Annotated in this window: 25 protein-coding genes; 11 read left to right on the top strand and 14 right to left on the bottom strand. The window is 62.8% G+C overall.

Annotated elements, in window-relative coordinates; translation table 11 throughout:
• Window positions 1–39: 39 nt before the first annotated feature.
• Window positions 40–543 carry a flavin reductase family protein gene (locus KQI82_RS03220; protein WP_216558669.1) on the top strand — a complete coding sequence of 168 codons (504 nt, stop codon included), beginning with the start codon at window positions 40–42 and terminating at the stop codon, window positions 541–543.
• Between the two features lie 63 nt (window positions 544–606).
• Here the strand turns inward: KQI82_RS03220 and KQI82_RS03215 are convergent, their stop codons facing one another.
• From KQI82_RS03215 to KQI82_RS03195, 5 genes are read right to left on the bottom strand one after another with little or no spacing between them, the layout of a single operon-like run.
• Entirely contained in the window at window positions 607–1,476 is an 870-nt protein-coding gene (locus tag KQI82_RS03215) for a radical SAM protein (protein WP_216558666.1), read from the bottom strand.
• Window positions 1,466–2,059, bottom strand: coding sequence for a thymidine kinase (locus KQI82_RS03210; protein ID WP_216558663.1), 594 nt, complete (start codon window positions 2,057–2,059; stop codon window positions 1,466–1,468). Before KQI82_RS03210 ends, KQI82_RS03215 begins: the two co-directional genes overlap by 11 nt.
• 2 nt (window positions 2,060–2,061) lie before the next feature.
• Window positions 2,062–2,406 (bottom strand): PF20097 family protein, encoded by a 345-nt coding sequence (locus KQI82_RS03205; protein ID WP_216558660.1) that lies wholly within the window; start codon window positions 2,404–2,406, stop codon window positions 2,062–2,064.
• 2 nt (window positions 2,407–2,408) lie between these two features.
• The gene (gene mutY / locus KQI82_RS03200) at window positions 2,409–3,488 is read right to left on the bottom strand and encodes an A/G-specific adenine glycosylase (protein ID WP_216558658.1); all 1,080 of its coding nucleotides are present in this window, start codon (window positions 3,486–3,488) and stop codon (window positions 2,409–2,411) included.
• Between the two features lie 8 nt (window positions 3,489–3,496).
• Window positions 3,497–4,330: a radical SAM/SPASM domain-containing protein gene (locus tag KQI82_RS03195; RefSeq protein WP_216558655.1), complete on the bottom strand. Its 834-nt coding sequence runs from the start codon at window positions 4,328–4,330 to the stop codon at window positions 3,497–3,499.
• Between the two features lie 227 nt (window positions 4,331–4,557).
• Here KQI82_RS03195 and KQI82_RS03190 point away from each other — a divergent pair, with 227 nt between their 5' ends.
• From KQI82_RS03190 to KQI82_RS03175, 4 genes are read left to right on the top strand one after another with little or no spacing between them, the layout of a single operon-like run.
• On the top strand, window positions 4,558–5,220 hold the full coding sequence (locus tag KQI82_RS03190) for a MerR family transcriptional regulator (RefSeq protein ID WP_338148937.1): 663 nt from the start codon (window positions 4,558–4,560) through the stop codon (window positions 5,218–5,220).
• Window positions 5,204–5,467 carry a hypothetical protein gene (locus KQI82_RS03185; RefSeq protein ID WP_216558652.1) on the top strand — a complete coding sequence of 88 codons (264 nt, stop codon included), beginning with the start codon at window positions 5,204–5,206 and terminating at the stop codon, window positions 5,465–5,467. The genes KQI82_RS03190 and KQI82_RS03185 overlap by 17 nt, the downstream gene beginning before the upstream one ends.
• Window positions 5,448–5,759 carry a YbjQ family protein gene (locus tag KQI82_RS03180; RefSeq protein ID WP_216558649.1) on the top strand — a complete coding sequence of 104 codons (312 nt, stop codon included), beginning with the start codon at window positions 5,448–5,450 and terminating at the stop codon, window positions 5,757–5,759. Before KQI82_RS03185 ends, KQI82_RS03180 begins: the two co-directional genes overlap by 20 nt.
• On the top strand, window positions 5,756–6,460 hold the full coding sequence (locus KQI82_RS03175; RefSeq protein ID WP_241426598.1) for an MBL fold metallo-hydrolase: 705 nt from the start codon (window positions 5,756–5,758) through the stop codon (window positions 6,458–6,460). Before KQI82_RS03180 ends, KQI82_RS03175 begins: the two co-directional genes overlap by 4 nt.
• A 65-nt stretch (window positions 6,461–6,525) precedes the next feature.
• Here the strand turns inward: KQI82_RS03175 and KQI82_RS03170 are convergent, their stop codons facing one another.
• Window positions 6,526–7,041, bottom strand: coding sequence for an ECF transporter S component (locus KQI82_RS03170; RefSeq protein ID WP_241426597.1), 516 nt, complete (start codon window positions 7,039–7,041; stop codon window positions 6,526–6,528).
• 140 nt (window positions 7,042–7,181) lie between these two features.
• Here KQI82_RS03170 and pdxR point away from each other — a divergent pair, with 140 nt between their 5' ends.
• Entirely contained in the window at window positions 7,182–8,558 is a 1,377-nt protein-coding gene (gene pdxR / locus KQI82_RS03165; RefSeq protein ID WP_216558642.1) for a MocR-like pyridoxine biosynthesis transcription factor PdxR, read from the top strand.
• Window positions 8,559–8,604: 46 nt separating this feature from the next.
• Here pdxR and KQI82_RS03160 read toward each other — a convergent pair whose 3' ends face one another.
• The 7 genes from KQI82_RS03160 to hrcA form a co-directional block, all read right to left on the bottom strand.
• Complete coding sequence (locus KQI82_RS03160; RefSeq protein ID WP_216558639.1) at window positions 8,605–9,645, bottom strand: putative glycoside hydrolase; 1,041 nt, start codon at window positions 9,643–9,645, stop codon at window positions 8,605–8,607.
• Window positions 9,646–9,657: 12 nt separating this feature from the next.
• Window positions 9,658–10,095, bottom strand: a complete 438-nt coding sequence (rpiB, locus tag KQI82_RS03155; protein ID WP_216558636.1) for a ribose 5-phosphate isomerase B — start codon at window positions 10,093–10,095, stop codon at window positions 9,658–9,660.
• 83 nt (window positions 10,096–10,178) lie between these two features.
• Window positions 10,179–11,012: a histidinol-phosphatase HisJ family protein gene (locus KQI82_RS03150; protein WP_338148936.1), complete on the bottom strand. Its 834-nt coding sequence runs from the start codon at window positions 11,010–11,012 to the stop codon at window positions 10,179–10,181.
• Window positions 11,013–11,093: 81 nt separating this feature from the next.
• A complete protein-coding gene (gene dnaJ / locus KQI82_RS03145; RefSeq protein WP_216558631.1) occupies window positions 11,094–12,230 on the bottom strand; it encodes a molecular chaperone DnaJ in 1,137 nt (378 codons plus the stop codon).
• A 153-nt stretch (window positions 12,231–12,383) separates the two neighbouring features.
• A complete protein-coding gene (gene dnaK, locus KQI82_RS03140; RefSeq protein WP_216558628.1) occupies window positions 12,384–14,234 on the bottom strand; it encodes a molecular chaperone DnaK in 1,851 nt (616 codons plus the stop codon).
• A gap of 81 nt (window positions 14,235–14,315) precedes the next feature.
• Window positions 14,316–14,912, bottom strand: a complete 597-nt coding sequence (locus KQI82_RS03135) for a nucleotide exchange factor GrpE (protein ID WP_216558626.1) — start codon at window positions 14,910–14,912, stop codon at window positions 14,316–14,318.
• The gene (gene hrcA / locus KQI82_RS03130) at window positions 14,905–15,951 is read right to left on the bottom strand and encodes a heat-inducible transcriptional repressor HrcA (RefSeq protein WP_216558623.1); all 1,047 of its coding nucleotides are present in this window, start codon (window positions 15,949–15,951) and stop codon (window positions 14,905–14,907) included. Before hrcA ends, KQI82_RS03135 begins: the two co-directional genes overlap by 8 nt.
• A gap of 272 nt (window positions 15,952–16,223) precedes the next feature.
• Between hrcA and KQI82_RS03125 the strand changes: the two genes are divergently transcribed.
• Genes KQI82_RS03125 through KQI82_RS03110 form a run of 4 tightly spaced genes read left to right on the top strand, consistent with a single transcriptional unit; the run spans window position 16,224 to window position 19,498 of the window.
• A complete protein-coding gene (locus KQI82_RS03125; protein WP_216558622.1) occupies window positions 16,224–16,988 on the top strand; it encodes a LamB/YcsF family protein in 765 nt (254 codons plus the stop codon).
• A gap of 11 nt (window positions 16,989–16,999) precedes the next feature.
• The gene (gene pxpB, locus KQI82_RS03120; RefSeq protein ID WP_216558619.1) at window positions 17,000–17,725 is read left to right on the top strand and encodes a 5-oxoprolinase subunit PxpB; all 726 of its coding nucleotides are present in this window, start codon (window positions 17,000–17,002) and stop codon (window positions 17,723–17,725) included.
• On the top strand, window positions 17,722–18,684 hold the full coding sequence (locus KQI82_RS03115; protein WP_216558617.1) for a 5-oxoprolinase subunit C family protein: 963 nt from the start codon (window positions 17,722–17,724) through the stop codon (window positions 18,682–18,684). The genes pxpB and KQI82_RS03115 overlap by 4 nt, the downstream gene beginning before the upstream one ends.
• A 13-nt stretch (window positions 18,685–18,697) precedes the next feature.
• Window positions 18,698–19,498: a putative hydro-lyase gene (locus KQI82_RS03110; protein WP_216558615.1), complete on the top strand. Its 801-nt coding sequence runs from the start codon at window positions 18,698–18,700 to the stop codon at window positions 19,496–19,498.
• Window positions 19,499–19,559: 61 nt separating this feature from the next.
• On the opposite strand, the gene KQI82_RS03105 is transcribed toward KQI82_RS03110, so the two are convergent.
• The gene (locus KQI82_RS03105) at window positions 19,560–20,426 is read right to left on the bottom strand and encodes a DUF4392 domain-containing protein (RefSeq protein ID WP_216558612.1); all 867 of its coding nucleotides are present in this window, start codon (window positions 20,424–20,426) and stop codon (window positions 19,560–19,562) included.
• 244 nt (window positions 20,427–20,670) lie between these two features.
• Here KQI82_RS03105 and KQI82_RS03100 point away from each other — a divergent pair, with 244 nt between their 5' ends.
• Window positions 20,671–20,994 carry a DUF3870 domain-containing protein gene (locus tag KQI82_RS03100; protein WP_216558609.1) on the top strand — a complete coding sequence of 108 codons (324 nt, stop codon included), beginning with the start codon at window positions 20,671–20,673 and terminating at the stop codon, window positions 20,992–20,994.
• The last annotated feature ends 30 nt before the right edge of the window (window positions 20,995–21,024 follow it).

The following is a 21,024-nucleotide window of genomic DNA, read 5'->3' as shown; positions in this document are numbered from 1 at the left end:
GCCGGACGGCCTTTACAACTGGAAAGGATGATCAACACCATGAAAGAACTGGAGTTTCGCAAGGCGGCTGAATTCACCTCCCCCAATCCCCTGGTCCTGGTCTGCACGGAGAAGCCGGACGGCTCTGTGAACCTGGCCCCGGTATCCTATGTGAGCTATCTCTCCTCCAATCCTCCCATGCTGGGCTTTGCCATGGGCAAGGGGTCCTACACCGGAAAGCGGACCCGGGAAACCGGTAGGGCGGTCCTTGCCGTCCCCGGCGCCAGTCTCCGCAGCGCGTCCATCGGCTGCGGCTCCGTCAGCGGAAGCGACACGGACAAGGTGCAAAAGTTTCAAATCCCCATGACCACCCTCCCCGGCACAAGCATCCAGATTCCCGCAGACACCAGGATCGCCCTTGTTGTCTCTCTTTCCCAGACGGTAGAGGTCGGCAATCACTTCCTCCATATCTGCAGCATCGACAAGATTTACGGAGATGAGGAGAAGGACGCTCTCTTTGCTTGGGACGGCTATCGCCGGGCGGCATGCGCCCGGGAAGCTTAAAAACCGGCCCCGCGGCTTTGCCGCGGGGCCGGTCCTTCTTTCCCCCTCTATTCCCACGGCGGCTCACACGCCGGTCAGGTCAAAGGGCGGGGTGTACTCCTCTCTGGCCGAGGTGCGCTCCTGGGTAAATCCGTCCACAATGCCGCAGTTTTCCATGTATTCCACCGCGGCGCGGTATTCCGCCGCCGTCACGTGGCGGCCAAGCTCCCGGGGGCCGTCCGGCTGGGGCGTATACTGCGCCATGAGGGAAAAGAGCACGTCTCCGGGGCGGAACTGCTCCGCCACCCAGTCGATGCACCGGCGGGTGTTCTCCAGCTGGCCCGGCAGCACCAGATGGCGGATGACCACGCCCCGGCGCAGCAGACCGTCCTCCATCTGATAGGGGCCCGTCTGGCGGAACATCTCAAGGATGGCGGAGGAGGCATAGTCGAAATAGTCCGCCGCCCGGGAGTAGCGCAGTGCGATCTCCGCCATAGCATACTTCAAATCCGGCAGGTAGACCTGCACCTTTCCCTCCAGCGTGCGCAGCGTCTCCACCGTCTCGTAGCCCCCGCAGTTCCACACCACAGGCACACCAAGGGGCTTTCGAAGCGCCTCCAAAATCCAGGGGGTAAAGTGGGTGGGCGTCACCAGATTGATGTTGTGGGCTCCCTGGGACACCAGCTCCTCCATAATCCGGCGCAGCCGGTCCGTGGAAACGGCCTTTCCGAATCCGCCGGCGCTGATGGCTCCGTTCTGGCAAAAGCAGCAGCGCAGGTTACATCCGGAGAAGAAGATGGCTCCTGAGCCCCGCTCCCCGCTGATGCAGGGCTCCTCCCAGAAGTGGAGGCCGGCCCGGGCGATCCGCACTGTCGCGGGCATGGCGCACACCCCGGTCCCGGAATGTACCGTCCGCTCCGCGGCGCAGCGGCGGGGGCAAATGTCACAGATCATCTCTCTTCACCTGAAATCCCGGGCCCAGATTGCCTTCCCTCCAGTGGCGGCGGCAGAGGCTGGTGTACTTCTCTCCCGCGCCTATCACCACCTGTTCCCCTTCCTTGAGCACATGGCCCTGCGCGTCAAAGCGGGCGTTGAAGGTGGCCTTCCGGCCGCACCAGCAGATGGTCTTCACCTCTTCAATCTTGTCGGCCATCACCAGCAGCTCATAGCTGCCGGGAAAAAGCTCTCCCTTGAAGTCCGAGCGCAGCCCATAGCAGATCACCGGGATGTCCAGATCGTCCACAAGGTGCACCAGATGGCGGACCTCCTCCCGGCTGAGGAACTGGGCCTCGTCCACGATGATGCAGGCAAACTCCTCCAGCTCCGCCTCCCCCATGGCCTCCAGCTCGTCAAAGTAGACGCAGGGATGGCTCAGACCGATGCGGGAGACCACCATATGATCTCCGCCCCTGCTGTCCAGCCGGGGCTTCACCAGCAGGGCCTTCTGCCCCCGCTCGTCGTAATTGTAATGTACCATCAGGGCGTTGGCGGTCTTGCTGGACCCCATGGCCCCGTATTTGAAGTAAAGCTGCGCCATGCTCAATCCTCTTTTCGGCTATACTCTCCGGAGCCGTAGGGCGGGCTCATCCCGACGGCGTCGATGGTCATCTTCTCGCACTTGGGGCAGTACCAGGCGGTCTTGTACGTAAAGAGTACTCCCTCGTCATCCACCCGCAGCGATTGATTGGGGTCCGGTCCGATCAGCTTGCTCTTCCACTCGATCTCCCCCCGCACCCACCAGACGGCGCCGCCGCCCTTGGCCAGAAGATGGCCCAGGCTCATTTCGCCGCCGCACCAGGGGCAGCACTGGGGTAATTTTTCCTCTTTGGGCGGACTTCTACGGGGCTCGTCCCAGGGCTCCCGCTCTTTTTCCCAAACCGCCATACTCACTTGATCCTCCCCTGTCTCTCTAAATGTTCCAGCGCCTCGTCCCGGAACCGGGCAAAGGCCGTGGGCACTGTCTTATCGGCAAAGTCCCGTCCCTCTGCCCAGCAGAAATCCGCAGGGCCGGAGGGCCGGCAGAGCAGCACATAGCCGGTCATGTGCCACTCCACATGGGTGAAGATGTGCTTGGCGGCGATTCGTTTTTCCCACCGGAGCGTCTCAACGCCCCAGCGCTCCAAAACCCGGGCCGCCTCCTCTTCGCCAAGCGCCCCTTCCACATTGGGAAACTCCCACAGGCCGGCCAGAAGTCCGGTCTCCGGCCTCCGGCGCAGCGCGGCGCCCCGGCCGGAGAGAAGGACAAACACGGTGCGCTCCTCCACACGCCTCTTCTTTTTCGGCGCCTTTACGGGAAGCGACGACTGACGGCCCGCCTCCCGGCCGGCGCACAAGTCCCGTCCCGGGCACAGCAGGCACATGGGCTCGGCGTTGGGCAGGCACACCGTGGCCCCCAGGTCCATCATGGCCTGGTTGTAGTCCCCGCAGCGCTCCGCCGGAGGCAGCGCCTCCTCCACCCAAGCGCGAAAGCGCCTGCGGACCTTTACGTCGGCGATGTCCTCATCGCAGTCCATGATCCGCGCCGCCAGGCGCAGCACATTGCCGTCCACCGCCGGGACGCGCTGGCCCTGGGCGATGGACAGGATGGCCCCTGCGGTATAGTCCCCGATGCCGGGCAGGCCCGTCAGCTCCTCATAGGTCCGGGGCAGCTCGCCGCCGAAGCGCTCCATGGTCTGGCGGGCGGCTTTTTGCAGGTTCCTTGCACGGCTGTAGTAGCCCAGCCCCTCCCAGCACTTCATCAGCCGCTCTTCCTCTCCCTGGGCCAAGGCCTCTATGGTGGGAAATTCCCTGAGGAAGCGGGCATAATACTCCCGTACCGCCGCCACCCGGGTCTGTTGGAGCATGATCTCCGAAATCCACACGTGGTAGGCGTTGGCCGGCGTCTCTCGCCAGGGAAGCTCCCGGGCGTTTCGCTCATACCACCCAAGGAGCGGCACGGTGAGTTGTCTCAGTCTTTCCTGATTCATAAATCCTCTCAAAATCGGTTGGCGTAGCCGCAGCGGCGGCACAGCTCCTCCGCCGGACGGCGATGGGAAAACCCGTCGTATATGGCCCGGGCTCTGTGGGAGCTCAAAATCTCGTCTAACTCCTGGTACAGCAGGTTTCCTATTGCCAGGTCCCCCTCGTGATCCAGGCAGCAGGGCACCACCGTGCCGTCGCACAGCACCGCCGCCTGGCGGCGCAGAGCGTAGCAAAACTGCGTATCCTTCTCCTCCGCCTCCAGATCCGGCCAGTCAAACTTGCTGTCCCTCTCAAGATAAATCCGTTCCCTTAACCGCCAGGTGTTGGGACGGGGCCTGGCCCAGCTCTCCCGGGGTCCAGCCTCCGCCTCAAGAAAGCGGAGAATCTCCTCGTTGCGGAGTTCCTCTCCTCCCTCGTTCCAAAGCCGCAGCACACAGAGGACGCCCCGGTCCGACGCCTCGCGGCAAAACGCCCAGCACTGCTTGAGGTAGGGGACCATATCCGCGCCGCCGTTGCCCTCAAAGCTGTGGAGGGAGACGGACACCTTGTGAAGCGCCGGCGCGTCCAGCAGCTCTCCCTCCCGGCGGGAGAGCAGCGTACCGTTGGTGGTCAGGCAGACCCGAAAGCCCTCCTGGTCCGCCAGGGCAAGGAACCGTCCCAGCCGGGGATGGAGCAGCGGCTCGCCCATCACGTGGAAATAGAGATAGCGCGTCTTTCCCCTCAGGCGGGAGAGCACCGTGGAAAACTCCCCCTCCTCCATGTCCCGGAGGGGCCGCGCCGTGCCGGGGCAAAACGCGCAGCGGAGGTTGCAGCGGTTGGTGATCTCCACATAAATCCGTTTGAACATGCCGCTCCTTCCCGGCTCCAGCAGCTGGAACCTTTTTGATGCTGTTTTTGATTATATCAAATCCTGAAGTCTTTTTCCATTCGCATTTTCCCTTTTCTCTTTCCCGCCGGTGCGTTGAAGGGCCAAAATCCGGCAATCCGCCGCCTTGGGTCGGTTTTTTCTCAATTTATAAAATTTCTCTTGACCTTCCCCCTTCTGGAAGGTATATAGTTAGGTCAGCCAAGGAGGTGAAGAAGCTGAAGATCAACGAAGTGGAGGCGCTGGTGGGCGTCACAAAGAAAAATATCCGCTTTTACGAACAGGAGGGCCTGCTGACCCCCCGGCGCAACAGTGAAAACGGGTACCGGGACTATCAGGAAGAGGATGTGGAAGCGTTGCAGCGGATTAAGCTGCTGCGGAAGTTAGGCCTGCCCCTGGAAGAAATCCGGAAGATGCAGAGCGGCGCCCACACCCTGAGCGACGGCATGCGCCGCCACCTTGTGACGCTGGAGCGGGAGACCAAAAATCTGGAACAGGCTATGGGGCTGTGCGCCTCATTGCAGGAACAGGACCAGCCTCTGAGCAGTCTGGACGCCGGAGCGCTGCTGGTCCGGCTGGAGCAGATGGAACGGGAGGGAACCACCTTTATGGATAAGCAGAAAAACGATACCAAACGCATCCGCTACGTGGCGCCGGTGGTCATTACGATTTTGATGACCGTCCTGATGGGCGCCCTGGTCTGGCTCTTCGTCTGGGCCGCGGAAACCGATCCCCAGGGCGCGCCGCCCATGCCCCTGCTTGTGCTGTTTATCGCCATCCCCGTGGCGGTGATCTTAGGCGTGGTGCTGGCCATGATTCTGCGCATTCGCGAGATCGGAAAGGGGGAGGAAGACGATGCCAGAAACTATTGAGTCCGCGAAACGCCACCGCCGCCGTCAGGCCGTTTTGTCCACTCTCATCAACGGCTTTTTGCTGCTTTTTTCCGCGTTTGTGCTGCTCATAGTGCGCGGCAGGTTTGACTTAGGCGGCTTTTTATCCGGCCTGCTGGTATTTTTCGCGGCCGTCAACACAATCTGCATCCTTCCGCTGGCGTACAGCCTGCGGGAGAGATTACAGGAAATTCAAGGAGGAGAAGAAGATGAAGCTTGTCACTATTGATTACATTCCCGGCCAGGACTTTGAGGCCATGGACATTGTGAAAGGCACCGTGGTCTACAGCAAAAACTTCGGCCGGGACTTTATGGCCGGCATGAAGACTCTGGTGGGCGGTGAAATCGTGGGCTATACGGAGATGCTCAATGAGGCCCGCCAGATTGCCACCAAGCGCATGGCCGACGCGGCCGAGGCCCTGGGCGCCGACGCCGTGGTCAATGTCCGCTATGCCTCCTCCTCGGTGATGCAGGGCGCCGCCGAGGTGGTGGCCTACGGCACGGCCGTCAGATTCAAATGATCCGCGTCACCTACATCGGCCACTCCGGCTTTCTGGTGGAATGGCCGGAGCAGTACTGGCTCTTTGATTACTACAACGGCACGCTCCCGCCCCTTTTGCCTGATAAGCCCCTGCTGGTCTTTGTCAGCCACCGCCACGCCGATCATTTTAACCCGGCCATCTTCCGGCTGCCCCACCCGGATGTGCGCTATATCCTGTCCAAAGACATCCGCCTGACGGAGCGGAAGCGGGAGGAGTACAGCGTGCCGGAACACGCGGAGATTTTATTTGTAGGCCGAAGGGAGACGGTGAACCTGGGCCCCCTGAGCGTCCGGACCCTCCCCTCCACCGACGAAGGCGCGGCTTTTTTGCTCACCTACAACGGCCGCCGGGTCTACCATGCCGGCGATCTCAACTGGTGGGCCTGGGCCGGGGAGAGCGAAGCTTACAACCACAATATGGAGGCCAACTTCAAGCGCTTCATCGAGCCGCTTCGGGGGACTCATCTTGATCTGTGCTTCGCCCCGCTGGACCCCCGGCAGGAGGGGGACTACGCCCTTGGCCTTGTCTACCTTCTGGAGATAGCCCAGGCCGACCGCGTTTTTCCCATGCATCTCTGGGATGACTACGGCCTGATCGAGACCTTCCGCGCCGACTATCCCCAATTGAGCGCTCCGGTGGCCTCCATCACCCACCGGGGCCAAAGCTGGGACCTGACATAAAAAGAGCCGCCGTGAGTTGTTTCACGGCGGCTCTTTTCTGAGCGGGTCTTTTTTCAAAACGCACTTTACAGGGCGGGGTATGCCCTGCGCACATAGCTGTTGCGGCGCAGCACACCGGTGAGCAGCGTGGCGGCCACCAGACCGAAGGCCCCCTGAAGAAGATTGGCCGGGATGCCCACTGCCGCGCCCAGTCCCTGGCCCAGGAGCGCCGCCTCAAAGAGGAAATAGCCGAACACCATGATGAGCTCGGAGGGCAGTCCGGAGAGGATCAGCCCCGCCTTTTTGTGGCCCACGGCGCGGTACATCAGTCCAGCCGCCAGACCCATGCAGCCCTTGATAATCAGCGTGGCCGGCACCCAGGCCATATAGCCGGCCCAGAAGTCCGCCAGCGCGGAGCCGACGCCCCCGGCTATCATGCCGTACACAGGCCCAAGCAAAAAGGCCGACAGCAGCACAATGGTGTCCCCCAGATTCACATACCCGCCGGTCGGCGTGGGAATCCGGATCACATAGGTGGCCACCATGGTCAGGGCCGCCAGCAGCGCGGTCATCACGATTTTTCTTGTCTTGTTCTCTTCCATTGCAGCGCTCATTCCTTTCCCTGCCCCGGCGTTTAATCGGGGCTGGATCATTTTGGTATGGCTATTTTAGCCCAGATGTGGTATGATTGAAATGCCCACTTTGCAAATATTTTATAAGGTCAGATAAGGAGGCGCGGCAGATGCTGACATATGACATGGACAGCCGGGGGACGGAGACGCTGCAAAACCATCTCTACCGCTGCATCCGGGAGGACATCCGCAGCCGGCGCCTCTCCCCCGACCAGCGGCTGCCCTCCAAGCGCGGCCTGGCCCGCCACCTGCACATCAGCGTCATCACGGTGGAAAACGCCTACGCCCAGCTCTCGTCGGAGGGCTGGATCTACGCCATGCCCCGGAAGGGCTTTTTTGTCTCCCGGGTGGAGCATCCGCCGGAGGACCCCCACTCCTCCCCGCCCGGCGTTGCACCTCAGCCGGCGGCGGAATACCGGCTGGACCTGGGCCGGGGCCGGGTGGATCCCTCCCGCTTCCCCTTTGCCACCTGGTCCCGGCTGATGCGCCAGGTGCTCTCGGAGCAGGACAAAAAGCTGCTTCTCCCCATTCCCAGCCAGGGCGTGGAGGAGCTGCGCGGCGCCATCGCCGCCTACCTTCGCAGCTTCCGGGGCATGGAGGTCTCACCGGAGCAGATCATCGTGGGCGCCGGTACGGAATACCTCTATCAGATGATCACCCTCCTGCTGGGCAGGGACCGCCGCTTTGCCGTGGAGGACCCGGGCTACTCCAAGCCGGAGCGCATCTACCGCAGCAACGGCGTGGACTGCGTCAGCGTGCCCCTGGACGAATGGGGGATGAGCGTCTCAGACCTGAGCCGCTCCGGAGCGCAGGTGGCTCATGTCTCCCCGTCCCACCATTACCCCACCGGCATCTCCATGCCCATCGGACGCCGCCAGGAGCTGCTGCGCTGGGCCGGCGCGGAGCGCTACATCCTGGAGGACGACTACGACAGCGAGTTCCGCTTCACCGGCCGCCCTGTCCAGACTCTCCAGAGCATTGACCGCCAGGGCAGGGTGATCTACCTGAATACCTTTTCCCAGACCATCGCCCCCTCCATGCGCATCAGCTACATGGTGCTGCCCCCCCTGCTGGTGGAGCGCTACCGTCGGGAGTTAGGGTTTTACGCCTGTACCGTGCCCAGTTTTGAACAGTTCGCCCTGGCCAAATTCATCGCCGGCGGATATTTTGAAAAGCACCTGAACAGGATGCGCCTCTTTTACCGCACCCGGCGGGAGCAGGTCCTCTCCGCCTTCCGCTCCAGCCCCTTTGCCCACCGGATCACTCTGACGGAGCGGGGCGCCGGGCTCCACTTCCTGCTCAAGCTCCAGACCGGGCGCAGCGACGGGGAGCTGCGCCGCAGGGCCCTGGCCCTTGGTATCCATCTGAGCTTTCTCTCGGAGTACACCCGCCGGGGCGGCTTTGAGCACACACTGGTGATCAACTACGGCGGCGTGGAGCGCCCGGAGGAGGCGGTATCGGCACTGGCGGAGGTCTTTGAGGAGTGAAAAAAGAGATGCGGAAGCGTTCCGCATCTCTTTTTTATCACTTTGCTTACGGCAGCTCCAGATAGTCTCCGCTCTCCAGCGCCGTCCCCTCCATTACCAGCGTCACCTCATCGGAGACCGCGGCCACGCGCTCTCTCAGCGCCGCCGCCTCTTCCGCGGGAGCCGCAACGTAAATCCTGTCCACTATGGCCGCGGCGTCGCTCAGGGTCTGCCCCGACGCCTGGTCAGACCCGGTGGAGACGGTCTGGGCGCTCAGCTCCACAGAGAGCTTTACGTCATACTCCTTCAGCGCATCCGCCATGCCCTGGAGAAAGAATCTCAGGTTCACGGACTGCTCCGCCGGCCCGTACTCGATCTTGTTCAGCTTTCCCTCGGTGGGATAGCTAAAGTCCGTCAGGAGAATTTCGTCAAAGCCCAGAGCAGCGCACTCCCGGGCGATCTCATAGAGATAGGTCCGGGCGCCCTCCTTGCCGGGGTCCAGCCACTGGGTGTTGTTCCCGTCGTAAAAAATATATCCGCCCGTGTTCTTCAGCCCCGCGCCGTCCATGTTGGCATTGGCATAGAGGCTGTCGTGAAAGCAGGAGAGCCTGGCGATGCCGTAGAACTCCTTGCCGCCCAAAAGCCCCTCCAGAGCGGTCATGGCCTGTTCATTGCCCTTTACGGCGCCGGAGGAGACGGCCGCCTCCACCTTGGAGTCGTACAGCAGCTGTCCGCCCGTGGCCTTCATGGTCACCGCAAAGGCATTCCGGCCGCCCGCACTGAGTGCCGAGACAGCCTGGGTCCAATCGCCTTCCAAAATCCCGTCGGACAGCTGGAGAATATGGAGCTCCTCCACGTCTTTGCTCTCAGGTTCGGAGATGATGATCTGCAGATCCTCGTCGCCATCCGGCGGCAGGACAGAAGAACCGGCCGGCTTCATCCAGGGAAGCTCCAGCCGCATGGCGCCGCTGTCGTCATAGACGATGTACTTTTGGAGGAATAAAAAGGTGCAGGCCGCCAGAAGGATCAGCGTCAGGAGGATACCCAGCGCAATTTTCCAGCGGGGCACCCGTCCCCGGTAACTGCTGTAGCCCTTCGGACCTGCCATAGAATCTCTCCTTTATTCCCCGATGGCGTCCAGTTCCGCTACGCGGCGGGCATGGCGCCCTCCTTCAAATTCCGTGGTCAAAAAGACCTCCACCATCCGCTCGGCCAGATTCCGCCCGGTGAAGCCCGCGCCGATGGCCAGCATGTTGGCGTTGTTGTGGCGGCGGGTCATCTCCGCCTCCAGTGAGTCGGCGCAGTGGGCGCAGCGGATGCCCTTTACCTTGTTGGCGGCAATGGAGATTCCGATGCCGGTGGTGCAGATGACAATGCCCAGTTCGCACTGTCCGGAGGCCACCGCCCGGGCGGCCGCCTCGCCGTAGATGGGGTAGTCGCAGCTCTCGGTGGAGTAGCAGCCGAAATCCTCATAGTCGTAGCCCCATTTTTTCAGCAGCTCCGCGATGTGGCACTTGAGCTCATAGCCGCCGTGGTCAGAACCTAACGCGATCTTCATGTCGGTTTCTCCTTTATTTCTTACACAATGGTTCGTTTTTCCCATTTTATCCGCTTTTTCGGCAATTTGCAAGCAGGATGTTTTTACAGGTCATGCCACTGGGGCCTTCTGCGGGAATAGCAGCAAAAGCGGGTGAACCCGCACGCCTTCAGCAGCTCCTGATTTTGGCGGAGGGCGCAGCCCACATATTCCGGCGTGTGGGCGTCGCTGCCAAGGGTGATGCGCTCGCCCCCCAGACGGCGGTACATCCGCAGCCACTTCTCACCTGGCAGAGGCTCGTTTCCCCGGTTGGTATTCAGCTCAATCCCGCAGCCGTTGGCAATCAGCGCCTGGAAAATAGCCTCCAGGCGCTCTTCAAAGCCGTCAAAGTTCATGTGCATGCCGTGCTTTTCATTGAGATACCGCAGCGGCAGCGTCAGATGGCCCAGCACGTCGAATTGGCCCCACCGGGCCAGCAGCAGCACCTGGTCCAGGTAGTCCCCGATGGCCAGCCGGGCCTCCTCTTCGCTTTCGCAGTCAAAGTAATAAAGGCTCCTCCGGCCGTAGGCCCCGGACAGGGCATGGATGGAACCGATGACAAAATCCAACTCCGGCGACTGGGACATGATCCGCTCCGCCGCGGCAAAATCCGCGTTGGCGCCCCCCAGTTCCGCGCCCAACTTCAAAACAATGGGCTGGCCCTCCATCTCCCGGCGCGCCGCTTCAAAGGAGTCCTCCAGGGCGGACCAGTCGCAGCTGGGCCTGATCTCCCCAATGGGCGCTGTCTCTATGTGATCGGTAAAACACATCTCCTGCACTCCGGCGGCCGCTGCCGCCCTGGCCATATCGGCCATGGAGAAGCGGGCGTCCGGGGAGCACAGGGAATGGGTGTGATAATCTGCAAGGTACATGCCGTTCCTTTCCCGCGTATCCTTCACGCCTGCCCCGCCGCGATCCGCCCTTTCGGGGGAGGGGTCCGGGGGATGCGTTTTCCTGAAGGCCGCGAAAAGACTGGTTCTCTATTTCTTGAACTTCTTGAAGAAGTTCCGGCGCTGTTCGTAGTTGTTCTCCCCAAGGGTGTCGGCAAACTTTTTCAGCGCCTCCTTCTGCTCCCGGTTCAGGTTGCGGGGCGTTTCGATATACACGGTTACGTATTGGTCGCCCCGGCCACGGCCGTTGAGGGAGGGGATGCCCTTGCCCTTCAGCCGGAAGGTGGTGCCGCTCTGAGTTCCCTCGGGCAGGTCGTATTTTACCTTGCCGTCGATGGTGGGAATCTCCAGCTCCGCGCCCATGACCGCCTGGGCAAAGGTGATGGGCGCCTCGCACAGCACGGAGGTCCCCTCCCGGCGGAAGATGGCGTGGGGCTTTACGGTGATGGTGATCAACAGATCGCCGCTGGGGCCGCCGTTTCGGCCCGCGTCGCCCTGACCCCGGATGGAGATGGTCTGGCCGTTGTCGATGCCGGCCGGGATGGTGGCCTCAATGGTCCGGCGCTTGCGCACCATGCCGCTGCCGTGGCACTCCTGACAGGGCTGGTGGATGATCTTGCCCGTGCCGCCGCACTTGGAACAGGGCGACGTGCTGGCAAAGACGCCCATGGGCGTCTGGCGCCGGGTCTGGACCGAGCCGGTGCCGTGGCACTCCGGGCACACCTCCGGCGTGGAGCCCTCGGCGCAGCCGTTGCCGCGGCAGGTGGGGCAGGCCTCCATCCGCTCCGCCGTCACCGCCTTCTGACAGCCAAAGGCCGCCTCTTCAAAGGTAATGGCAACGGACATGCGGATGCTGTCGCCCCGCTGGGGCGCGTTGGGGTTGGTCCGGCGGGCGCCGCCGAACCCTCCGCCGAAAAAGCTGCCGAAGAGATCGCCCAAGTCTCCGAAATCGAATCCCGCGCCGCCATAGCCTCCGCCGCCGGCCCCGAAGTTGGGGTCCACACCGGCGTGGCCGTATTGGTCATACCGACTCTTCTTCTCCGGGTCGGACAGGATTTCGTAAGCCTCATTGATCTCCTTGAACCGAGTCTCCGCCGCCTTGTCCCCAGGGTTCAGGTCGGGGTGGTTCTCCTTGGCTAACTTTCTATATGCCTTTTTGATCTCGGCATCAGAGGCGCCGCGGCCCACGCCCAGCACCTCGTAATAATCTCGTTTTTGTTCTGCCATTTGTCACGCAAGGTCTGCCGCGCGGCCGCTCACACGGAAGCCGCCGCCCGCCTCCCCGCTCCTCCTCTCTGTCCCGGTTCCGCCGCGCTGGGCTTTGGACCGGGAATATACAGGGGATTATGCGGAGCCGCTGACGCGGCTCCGCATAATACATTACTTGTTCTTGTCGTCCTCATCCACGACCTTGTAGTCCGCGTCGTAATACTGACCGCCCTGCGCGCCCGCGCTGGCGTCCTCGCCGCCCGGCTGCGCCCCGGCCGCGCCCTGGGGATTGGCCTGCTGGTACAGCTTCTCGCTGACCGCATAGAAGGTCTGGGTCAGCTCTTCGGTGGCGGCCTTGATGGCGGGGATGTCCGTGCCCTTCAGGGCCTCCTTCAGCTTGTCGATACCCGACTGGACCTTGGCCTTCTCATCGGCGGGGATCTTGTCGCCCATTTCAGAGAGGGTCTTTTCGCTCTGGTAGACCATCTGGTCGGCCTGGTTGCGGGTCTCCACCTCTTCTTTCAGCTTGGCATCCTGAGCCGCGTACTGCTCCGCCTCCTTGACCGCCTTCTCAATGTCATCCTTGGACATGTTGGAGGAGGAGGTGATGGTGATGTGCTGCTCCTTGCCGGTGCCCAGGTCCTTGGCGGAGACGTTGACGATGCCGTTGGCGTCGATATCGAAGGTCACCTCGATCTGGGGCACGCCGCGGCGGGCCGGGGCGATGCCGTCCAGGTGGAAGCGTCCTAAGGATTTGTTGGCCGCGGCCATCTCCCGCTCGCCCTGGAGTACGTTGACCTCCACGGAGGTCTGGTTGTCGGCGGCGGTGGAGAAAATCTGGCTCTTCTTCACGGGGATGGTGGTGTTGCGGTCAATGAGCTTGGTGAACACACCGCCCATGGTTTCAATGCCAAGAGACAGCGGCGTGACGTCCAGCAGCAGCAGGCCCTTCACATCGCCGGTCAGCACGCCGGCCTGGAGGGCGGCGCCCATGGCCACGCACTCATCGGGGTTGATGCCCTTGAAGGGCTCGGAACCGGTGAATTTCTTCACGGCATCCTGCACGGCGGGGATACGGCTGGAGCCGCCCACCAGCAGGACCTTGGAAAGGTCGGCGGGCTTAAGGCCGGCGTCGGACATGGCCTGGCGCACGGGTCCCATGGTGGCGTCCACCAGATGGGCGGTGAGCTCGTTGAACTTGGCCCGGCTCAGCGTCACATCCAGGTGCTTGGGGCCGGTGGCATCGGCGGTGATATAGGGCAGGTTGATATTGGAGGTGGTGACGCCGGAGAGCTCGATCTTGGCCTTCTCGGCGGCCTCCTTCAGGCGCTGCATGGCCACCTTGTCGGTGGAGAGGTCCACCCCGTCGGTGCGCTTGAACTCGCTGACCAGATACTTCATGACGCACTCGTCGAAGTCGTCGCCGCCCAGGCGGTTGTTGCCGGCGGTGGCCAGCACCTCGATGACGCCGTCGTCAATCTCAAGGATGGAGACGTCGAAGGTACCGCCGCCCAAGTCGTAGACCATGATCTTCTGTGCGGACTCCTTGTCCACGCCGTAGGCCAGGGCCGCGGCGGTAGGCTCGTTGATGATGCGCTTGACCTCAAGTCCGGCGATCTTGCCGGCGTCCTTGGTGGCCTGACGCTGGGAGTCGGTGAAATAGGCGGGGACAGTGATGACTGCCTCGGTCACCGGGCTTCCAAGATAGGCCTCCGCGTCAGCCTTCAGCTTCTGCAGGATCATGGCGCTGATCTCCTGGGGGGTGTAGGACTTGCTGTCCACGGTGACTTTATAGTCGCTGCCCATCTCCCTCTTGATGGAGGCGATGGTGCGGTCGGGGTTGGTGATGGCCTGGCGCTTTGCCACCTGGCCCACCATGCGCTCTCCGGTCTTGGAAAACGCCACCACGGACGGCGTGGTGCGGTTGCCCTCAGCGTTGGCGATGACGACGGCCTCGCCGCCCTCCATCACCGCCACGCAGGAATTGGTTGTACCTAAGTCGATGCCGATTACTTTAGACATAGCTGGTTCCTCCTATTTGAATCATATATATTATTCATTTTTCTATTTCAAACTGCCTTTTGAAGGCGGCGGTTAACAAATTCAGTTGGCCACCCGCACCGTGGCAAAGCGGAGCACCCTATCTCCAAGCATGAAGCCGGCCTGGAACACGTCCGCCACCACGTTTTCACCCAGGGACTCGTCGTCGATGTGCATGACCGCGTTGTGCCTGGCCGGGTCAAAGGGCTGGCCCAGGGCCTCGATCTCCGTGACGCCCATGGCCTCCAGGATTCCCTTAAACTGGGCAAAAATCATCTCCATGCCCTTTTTGTGGGGAGAGTCGCTCTGGTCATCGGTCTTCAGTGCCCGCTCCAGATTGTCGTACACGGCCAGGAATTTTTCAATGGTGTCGCCCTTGGCGTCCTGATAGATGGTTTCCTTTTCCCGGGCGGTCCGCTTTCGGTAGTTGTCATACTCGGCGGCCAGCCGTGTGTACTGGTCCTTGGCGGCCTCCAGCTGCTTGGCGGCCAGCTCCATCTGCTCCATCTGTTCCCGGGTCAGGGTGTATTTCTTCTCCTTGCTCTTTTTGGGCTTTGCGGCTTTGGCCTCCTCCTTGGGCTCCTGCGTCTCCTGGCCGCCCTCTTTGCTCTCGGGAGATACCGGCTCCTCCGGCGTCTGGTTCTTGTTCTCTTCACTCATGAGATTTATCCTCCGGTAATTCGTTTTTGCCAAACATCCGGCTCAAGCCGTCGGCAAAACAGCTCAGCCGCGCCGCCACCGTGGCGTAATCCATCCGGGTGGGCCCCACCACGCCGATCAGGCCCCGCATGTTGTCGCCGATGTCATAACTGGCCACCACCACGCTGGTGTCCTGAAGCGCCTCGCTGACATTTTCCGGGCCAATGAGAATTTTCATAGGATCGTCCTCATCCGGCCCCGGCAGGTTTTCCTTGTCCTCCGAGAGGAAGCTCATCAGCTGGTGGGCCTTGTCTGCGTCCCGGAACTCCGGCAGCTTCAGAATCTGGCTGGCGCCTAAAGTCTTGACTTCCTTGCGCACCGCGTCCTCCAGAACACGGGTGGCGTAGGCCACAATCTGGCTCAGCAGCAGGAAAAGCGGCGGCGGCACCTGGTCGGAATCATCCATCAGCCGGCGGTTCATCTCCTCCGGCGAGGCACCGGTAAATCGCTTGTTCAAAAGGTTGACCAGCACCGGCAGCTGATCGCCGCCCACCTTCAGCTGCATGCGCAGCAACTGGGACTTCACCCGGTCGTCGTTGGTCATCAGCACCAGGATGCAGTTGGAATCATCCACGCTCAAAAGGTCGAACCGGCGCACCCGGATCTGGCCTTTGCCGGTGGTGGCCACATAGGCCGGATACCCCTCAAAGGAGGAGACCACCTGGCCCGCCTGGGCGATCACCCGGTCCAGCTCCTCCATCTTGATCTGGAGGGCCTGGTTGATGCGCCGGGTCTCCTGCATGGAGAGGCGGTGCTGCTCCATCAGCTCATTGACGTAAATCCGGTAGCCCCGGGGGGTGGGAATCCGGCCGGCGGAGGTGTGGGGCTGCTCCAGATAGCCTGACTCCACCAGGTCTGAAAGCTCATTGCGGATGGTGGCGGAGCTGACCCGCCCCTCCATCTGGGCCGCAATGGCCTTGGAGCCAACCGGCTCGGCGGAGGCCACATAGTCCTCCACCACGATCTTCAGTATTTGCTTTTTCCGGTCGCTTAACTCCACGGCACTTCCTTCTCTTGCATCAAATTGAATTAGCACTCCATCTTCCTGAGTGCTAAAGTTAATTTACCACCACTTCCCGTCCTTGTCAATGCATGGATATAAACAAATTGTAAACAAAAAACAAGGAAAGCGTGAACATTGCAAAACTGGAAAATAACCCCTTCTTTTGGCCCGCCGGCCAAGGTTTCAGTGGCAATAGCTAAGCGGTTGTGCTACGATAAAGATACCACTCTCCCGCAGGGGGAGCACTTTGATTGAAGGGGGGAACTTCCATGAAACTTGTGGATCTCAACTGCGATCTGGGGGAAAGTTTCGGCGCCTACACCATCGGCGCCGACGAAGAGGTCTTAGGCTGTGTCTCCTCCGCCAACATCGCCTGCGGCTTTCACGCCGGGGACCCGCTGGTGATGGCGCGCACCGTCGCCCTGGCGGGGGAGAGGGGAACGGCCGTGGGCGCCCACCCCGGCTTTCCGGACCTGATGGGCTTTGGCCGGCGGAACATGTCCCTCACGCCCGACGAGGCGGAGGCCTGCGTGGTCTACCAGATCGGCGCCCTCTTGGCATTTGCGCGGCGAGCCGGCCTGCGATTGCAGCACGTAAAGCCCCACGGGGCCCTCTACAACATGGCGGCAAAGGACAACTCCCTGGCGGACGCCATTGCCCGGGCGGTCTCTTCCGTGGACAATGAGCTGATTCTGCTGGGCCAGGGGTGCCTTCTTGACGCGGCCCGCAGGGCGGGTCTCCGGTCCGCCAGCGAGGTCTTTGCCGACCGGGCCTATCAGCGTGACGGCACCCTGGTGCCCCGGAGCCGGGAGGGTGCCGTCATCCACAGCCGGGACGCGGCCATTGCCCGGACCGTCCGCATGGTGGAGGAGGGGCGTGTCACCGCCGTCACCGGAGAGGACATCCCCATCCAGGCCGACTCCATCTGCATCCACGGGGACAGCCCCTCGGCGCTGGAGTTTGCCCGCTCCATCCGCTCCGCTCTGGAGAGCCGGGGCGTGACGGTCGCCCCGCTGAGCCGGGTGGTCTTTTAAGGAGGCGGCGGATGGAACGGTTTTTGCCCGCAGGCGACAGCGCCGTCACCGTGGAGTTGGGCGGCGCCATCTCTTCCAAGGTCAACGCCCGGGTTCGTTCGCTCCAGGCGGCCGTTGAGAGCGCCGGCATTCCCGGCATCCGGGAGACGGTGCCCGCCTACTGCTCCCTCACCGTCCACTACGATCCCTGCCAAATTCTCTTCGGCCCGCTGGTGGCGCGTCTGCGGGAGCTGACCGCCGCCCTGGACGCGGCGGCGGCCACGCCGTACGTGGTGGTGGAGCTGCCGGTGCTCTACGGCGGGGAATTCGGGCCGGACCTTGGCGCCGTGGCCCGGTTCGCCGGAAAGTCGGAGCAGGAGGTCATCGCCCTCCACAGCGAGGTGGAGTATCTCATCTACATGCTGGGCTTCACCCCGGGCTTCCCCTACTTAGGAGGCCTGAACCCGGCCATCGCCGCGCCCAGGCTGGAGACGCCCCGGCTGCGCATTCCGGCCGGCAGCGTGGGCATTGCCGGGAGCCAGACCGGCGTCTACCCCGTGGCCTCCCCCGGCGGATGGCAGCTGATCGGACGCACTCCGGTCTCCCTCTATGATCCCGCCCGGCCGGAGCCCATTTTGCTCCGGGCCGGAGAGTACGTCAAATTCCGGCCCATTGACGGGGAAACCTATCGCAGCATCGCCGCCCAGGGTGCGTCCTATGTCTGCCGCCGCTCCATTTGTGAGGAGGTGGGGCTGTGAGCATCCGTGTGGAACAGGGCGGCCTTTTGACCACGGTGCAGGACATGGGCCGCACCGGCTATCAGCAGTACGGCATGTCCGTTGCCGGCGTGCTGGACCAAAGGGCCGCGGCTTTGGCCAATTTTTTGGTGGGCAACGTGGAAAATGAGGCCGTGCTGGAGGTCTCCCTCCTTGGGCCCCGGCTGCTCTTCACCCAGGACAACTGCATCGCCCTCACCGGCGGCGACCTGGGCGCGGAACTGGACGGCGCGCCGGTGCCCCTGTACGCGGCTGTGGCGGCGAGGAAAGGTCAGATTCTTTCCTTTACCGGTCCCAAAAGCGGCTGTCGGGCCTATCTGGCCTTTGCCGGCGGGCTGGACATCCCGATAGTCATGGGCAGCCGCTCCACCTTCCTCAAGTCACAGTTGGGCGGCTATCAGGGCCGGCAGCTGAGCTCCGGAGACGAGATCGCCTTCCGCGCGCCCAGACCCATCCTGCCTATGATGAGCAGGCGGCGCCTGATGGAGCGGACCGCCTCTTCCTTGCTTCGGGTAGTCCTTGGTCCCCAGGACGATGCCTTCACCCCGGAGGGGCTGGAGACCTTCCTCTCCTCCGAATATACGCTTACCAACCAGTTTGACCGCATGGGCTGCCGGCTGGACGGGCCGGTCATCGCCCATCGGGCCGGGGCGGACATTCTCTCCGACGGCATCTCCTTCGGCGCCGTGCAGGTGCCCTCCAGCGGGAAGCCCATCCTCATGCTGGCGGACCGCCAGACCGTGGGCGGCTACACCAAGATCGCCTGCGTGATCTCCGCCGACTTCTCCGCACTGGCCCAGGCCAAGGCCGGGGACCGGTTCCGCTTTGAAGCGGTGAGCATGGAACAGGCCCAGGCTTTGTACATCGCCCAGCGGCAGGAGCTCAGCGGCATCAACCGCAGCCTCAACGCCGGAGTGTTCCGCCGCCTTTTCCACCGATGAAAGGAGCGATTGGATGGAACAAAATCTCACCCCCCTAAAGGTCCGGCACATGGCCCGCAGCGGCCGCCTGACCTCTCCCACAGCTGGTCTGTGCCCGGGCTACGCCCAGGCCAACCTCATCATCCTGCCCGGCCGGTGGGCCCGGGACTTTCGGGAGTACGCCCGGCGCAACAGCGCCCCCTGCCCGGTCCTTGAGGTGTTGGAGGGCTCTCCCAAAACCCGCCTGATGGCCTCCGACGGGGACATCACCACCGACTTCCCCGCCTACCGCATCTATCGCGGCGGCGTCCTCTGCCAGGAGGAGACGGACGTATCCGCCCTCTGGCAGCCGGACTTTGTGGGCTTTCTCATCGGGTGCAGCTTTTCCTTTGAGGAGGCCCTGCTCCGCGCCGGAATCGAGATGCGCCACATCACCATGGGCCGCAATGTGCCCATGTACAAGACCAGCATCCCGACCCACCCGGCCGGCCCCTTCCGGGGGCCCATGGTGTGCAGCATGCGGCCGATGACCCCGGAGCACGCACGTCTTGCGGCGGAGATCACCGCCCGGTTTCCCCATGTCCACGGCGGCCCGGTACAGATCGACCGCCCGGAGGAGATCGGCATCCCGGATCTCTCCCGCCCGGACTACGGCGACGCGGTGGAGGTTCGGCCCGGAGAGGTGCCGGTCTTCTGGCCCTGCGGCGTGACGCCCCAGGCCGCGGTGGAGGCCGCAAAACCGCCCATCGCCATCACCCACGCCCCGGGCCACATGTTCGTCACCGACGTGAAAAACGAATCGCTGGGCGATCTGCTCTCCGCCCATCAGCCATAAAAAAAGCTCCGGGCCGATCGGCCCGGAGCTTTTTCGCCGGCGCGCTGCCGACTGCAATTTATCATCCGCACAGTGTCTCCTGTTCCTTCAGCAGCTGCATAAGCGCCCTGCGGACCTTCAGGTGCGCGGACAGCTCCAGGCCGTCCACGCTCATGGTCCGCCGTCCGGTGCATCCGTCCACCGCCCCGGCGCCGACGATGGCCCGCAGCAGCTCCGTCTCTCCCTGCTCCGAAAGCATCAGCTCCCGGCCCGTGGCGTGGGACAGCAGCGCCGCAAGGCCGGCCCCCCACCAGTTGGACACCCCGGCCGCCAAAGTGAACTGGGCCGGCTCCACCGCGGCGATCTCCACACCGTGGGGCACATGGGCGCACACCTCACCGTAGAGCGCCCCCATCCCCAACTCGTTGCCGCCGTCGCCGATGGCCACTGTTGTGATGGACCGCTGGCGTGCCAGTTGGAGGCAGCTGTCCGTATCCGCCGTCATGCGGTCGATCACAGCGCCCCGCATGTTGTGGAAGTGGCCGTCCATGCCCTTGCCCGGCCGCTCGATGGCAAGTACCAGGTCGGGCTGACAGCGGTCAAAGAGCCTTCTGATGAACCGCCCTGTCTCCAAAAATGGAACAACCGTCAGCCCCGCCTCTGGCGATGCAAGCTCAAGAGCTTCCTCCACGCTCCGGTAGGACGGCGCATCCGTGGCCACTTCCACCTGGCATCCTATAGCGGTCAGCGCGCCCGCGATCTCCGCCGCGCCGATGGGGCCGTCCGTCTCGCCCGCCACGGTGCCGCAGTCCACCGGGAATCCGGTCAGCACCAGCGCGGAGCGGCTGCGCAGCAGCACCCCGCTCAGCTCCCGCAGCGCCGGCATGGGCGCGCGAAGCCCCCGGCTCCCCTGCCGCAGCTGTTCATACAGCATCTGCTCAAAGTCCATTGCAGAGTCCTCCCTATCGGCGGGCGCAAAAAAAGACCCACCAATTTAAAAATTCGTGGATCTTGTCTACGTCGGGACCAGCCGGGCAGGCGTCCCCATAAACAAAAGAACTGATTCTTCTATTCCTTAGAATACGTCGCCGCCCGCCGTTCGTCAAGTCAAATTTGCGGAGGGCTGTGGAAAATTTTTCTCCTCTGTGGTATGCTGTTTTCATAGGAACGGAACCATGGGAAAGGAGCTTTTTATGCGTTATCCGGAGCAATCCCTCCTGGTGGTGGGGATGGCCAAGCCCAGCCGGGAGGACGCCATCTACGCCACCCACGGGGAGTTTTACATCAGTCTGGTGCTCTGCCGGGAGACAGGGGAGATTCTGGACATGGGCTGCAACACCATCGTGGGCGTCACGGCGGAATTTGTGCGCCAGCTGTTGGTGGGAAAGCGGCTGCCGGAAGAACTTCCGACGCTGGAGCGGGAAATCCGCACCCGTTACTTTGCCCTGACCCAAAAGCCGCTGATCGCCGCGCTGAAGGACGCCTCCAACCGGTATCTCATCGCAAGAGGACAGTAAGTGAAAAGAACGCCCCCGGACGAAAGTCCG

Source organism: Dysosmobacter acutus (genome assembly GCF_018919205.1).
GTDB lineage: Bacteria > Bacillota > Clostridia > Oscillospirales > Oscillospiraceae > Oscillibacter > Oscillibacter acutus.
This window is presented reverse-complemented; position numbering and strand designations above follow the sequence as displayed.

Bases quoted from the DNA above. Each gene is read 5' to 3' on its own strand.
- KQI82_RS03220 (WP_216558669.1), top strand. From the start codon at position 40: ATGAAAGAACTGGAGTTTCGCAAGGCGGCTGAATTCACCTCCCCCAAT.
- KQI82_RS03215 (WP_216558666.1), bottom strand. From the start codon at position 1,476: ATGATCTGTGACATTTGCCCCCGCCGCTGCGCCGCGGAGCGGACGGTA.
- KQI82_RS03210 (WP_216558663.1), bottom strand. From the start codon at position 2,059: ATGGCGCAGCTTTACTTCAAATACGGGGCCATGGGGTCCAGCAAGACC.
- KQI82_RS03205 (WP_216558660.1), bottom strand. From the start codon at position 2,406: ATGGCGGTTTGGGAAAAAGAGCGGGAGCCCTGGGACGAGCCCCGTAGA.
- mutY (WP_216558658.1), bottom strand. From the start codon at position 3,488: ATGAATCAGGAAAGACTGAGACAACTCACCGTGCCGCTCCTTGGGTGG.
- KQI82_RS03195 (WP_216558655.1), bottom strand. From the start codon at position 4,330: ATGTTCAAACGGATTTATGTGGAGATCACCAACCGCTGCAACCTCCGC.
- KQI82_RS03185 (WP_216558652.1), top strand. From the start codon at position 5,204: ATGCCAGAAACTATTGAGTCCGCGAAACGCCACCGCCGCCGTCAGGCC.
- KQI82_RS03180 (WP_216558649.1), top strand. From the start codon at position 5,448: ATGAAGCTTGTCACTATTGATTACATTCCCGGCCAGGACTTTGAGGCC.
- KQI82_RS03175 (WP_241426598.1), top strand. From the start codon at position 5,756: ATGATCCGCGTCACCTACATCGGCCACTCCGGCTTTCTGGTGGAATGG.
- KQI82_RS03170 (WP_241426597.1), bottom strand. From the start codon at position 7,041: ATGGAAGAGAACAAGACAAGAAAAATCGTGATGACCGCGCTGCTGGCG.
- pdxR (WP_216558642.1), top strand. From the start codon at position 7,182: ATGCTGACATATGACATGGACAGCCGGGGGACGGAGACGCTGCAAAAC.
- KQI82_RS03160 (WP_216558639.1), bottom strand. From the start codon at position 9,645: ATGGCAGGTCCGAAGGGCTACAGCAGTTACCGGGGACGGGTGCCCCGC.
- rpiB (WP_216558636.1), bottom strand. From the start codon at position 10,095: ATGAAGATCGCGTTAGGTTCTGACCACGGCGGCTATGAGCTCAAGTGC.
- dnaJ (WP_216558631.1), bottom strand. From the start codon at position 12,230: ATGGCAGAACAAAAACGAGATTATTACGAGGTGCTGGGCGTGGGCCGC.
- dnaK (WP_216558628.1), bottom strand. From the start codon at position 14,234: ATGTCTAAAGTAATCGGCATCGACTTAGGTACAACCAATTCCTGCGTG.
- KQI82_RS03135 (WP_216558626.1), bottom strand. From the start codon at position 14,912: ATGAGTGAAGAGAACAAGAACCAGACGCCGGAGGAGCCGGTATCTCCC.
- KQI82_RS03125 (WP_216558622.1), top strand. From the start codon at position 16,224: ATGAAACTTGTGGATCTCAACTGCGATCTGGGGGAAAGTTTCGGCGCC.
- pxpB (WP_216558619.1), top strand. From the start codon at position 17,000: ATGGAACGGTTTTTGCCCGCAGGCGACAGCGCCGTCACCGTGGAGTTG.
- KQI82_RS03110 (WP_216558615.1), top strand. From the start codon at position 18,698: ATGGAACAAAATCTCACCCCCCTAAAGGTCCGGCACATGGCCCGCAGC.
- KQI82_RS03105 (WP_216558612.1), bottom strand. From the start codon at position 20,426: ATGGACTTTGAGCAGATGCTGTATGAACAGCTGCGGCAGGGGAGCCGG.
- KQI82_RS03100 (WP_216558609.1), top strand. From the start codon at position 20,671: ATGCGTTATCCGGAGCAATCCCTCCTGGTGGTGGGGATGGCCAAGCCC.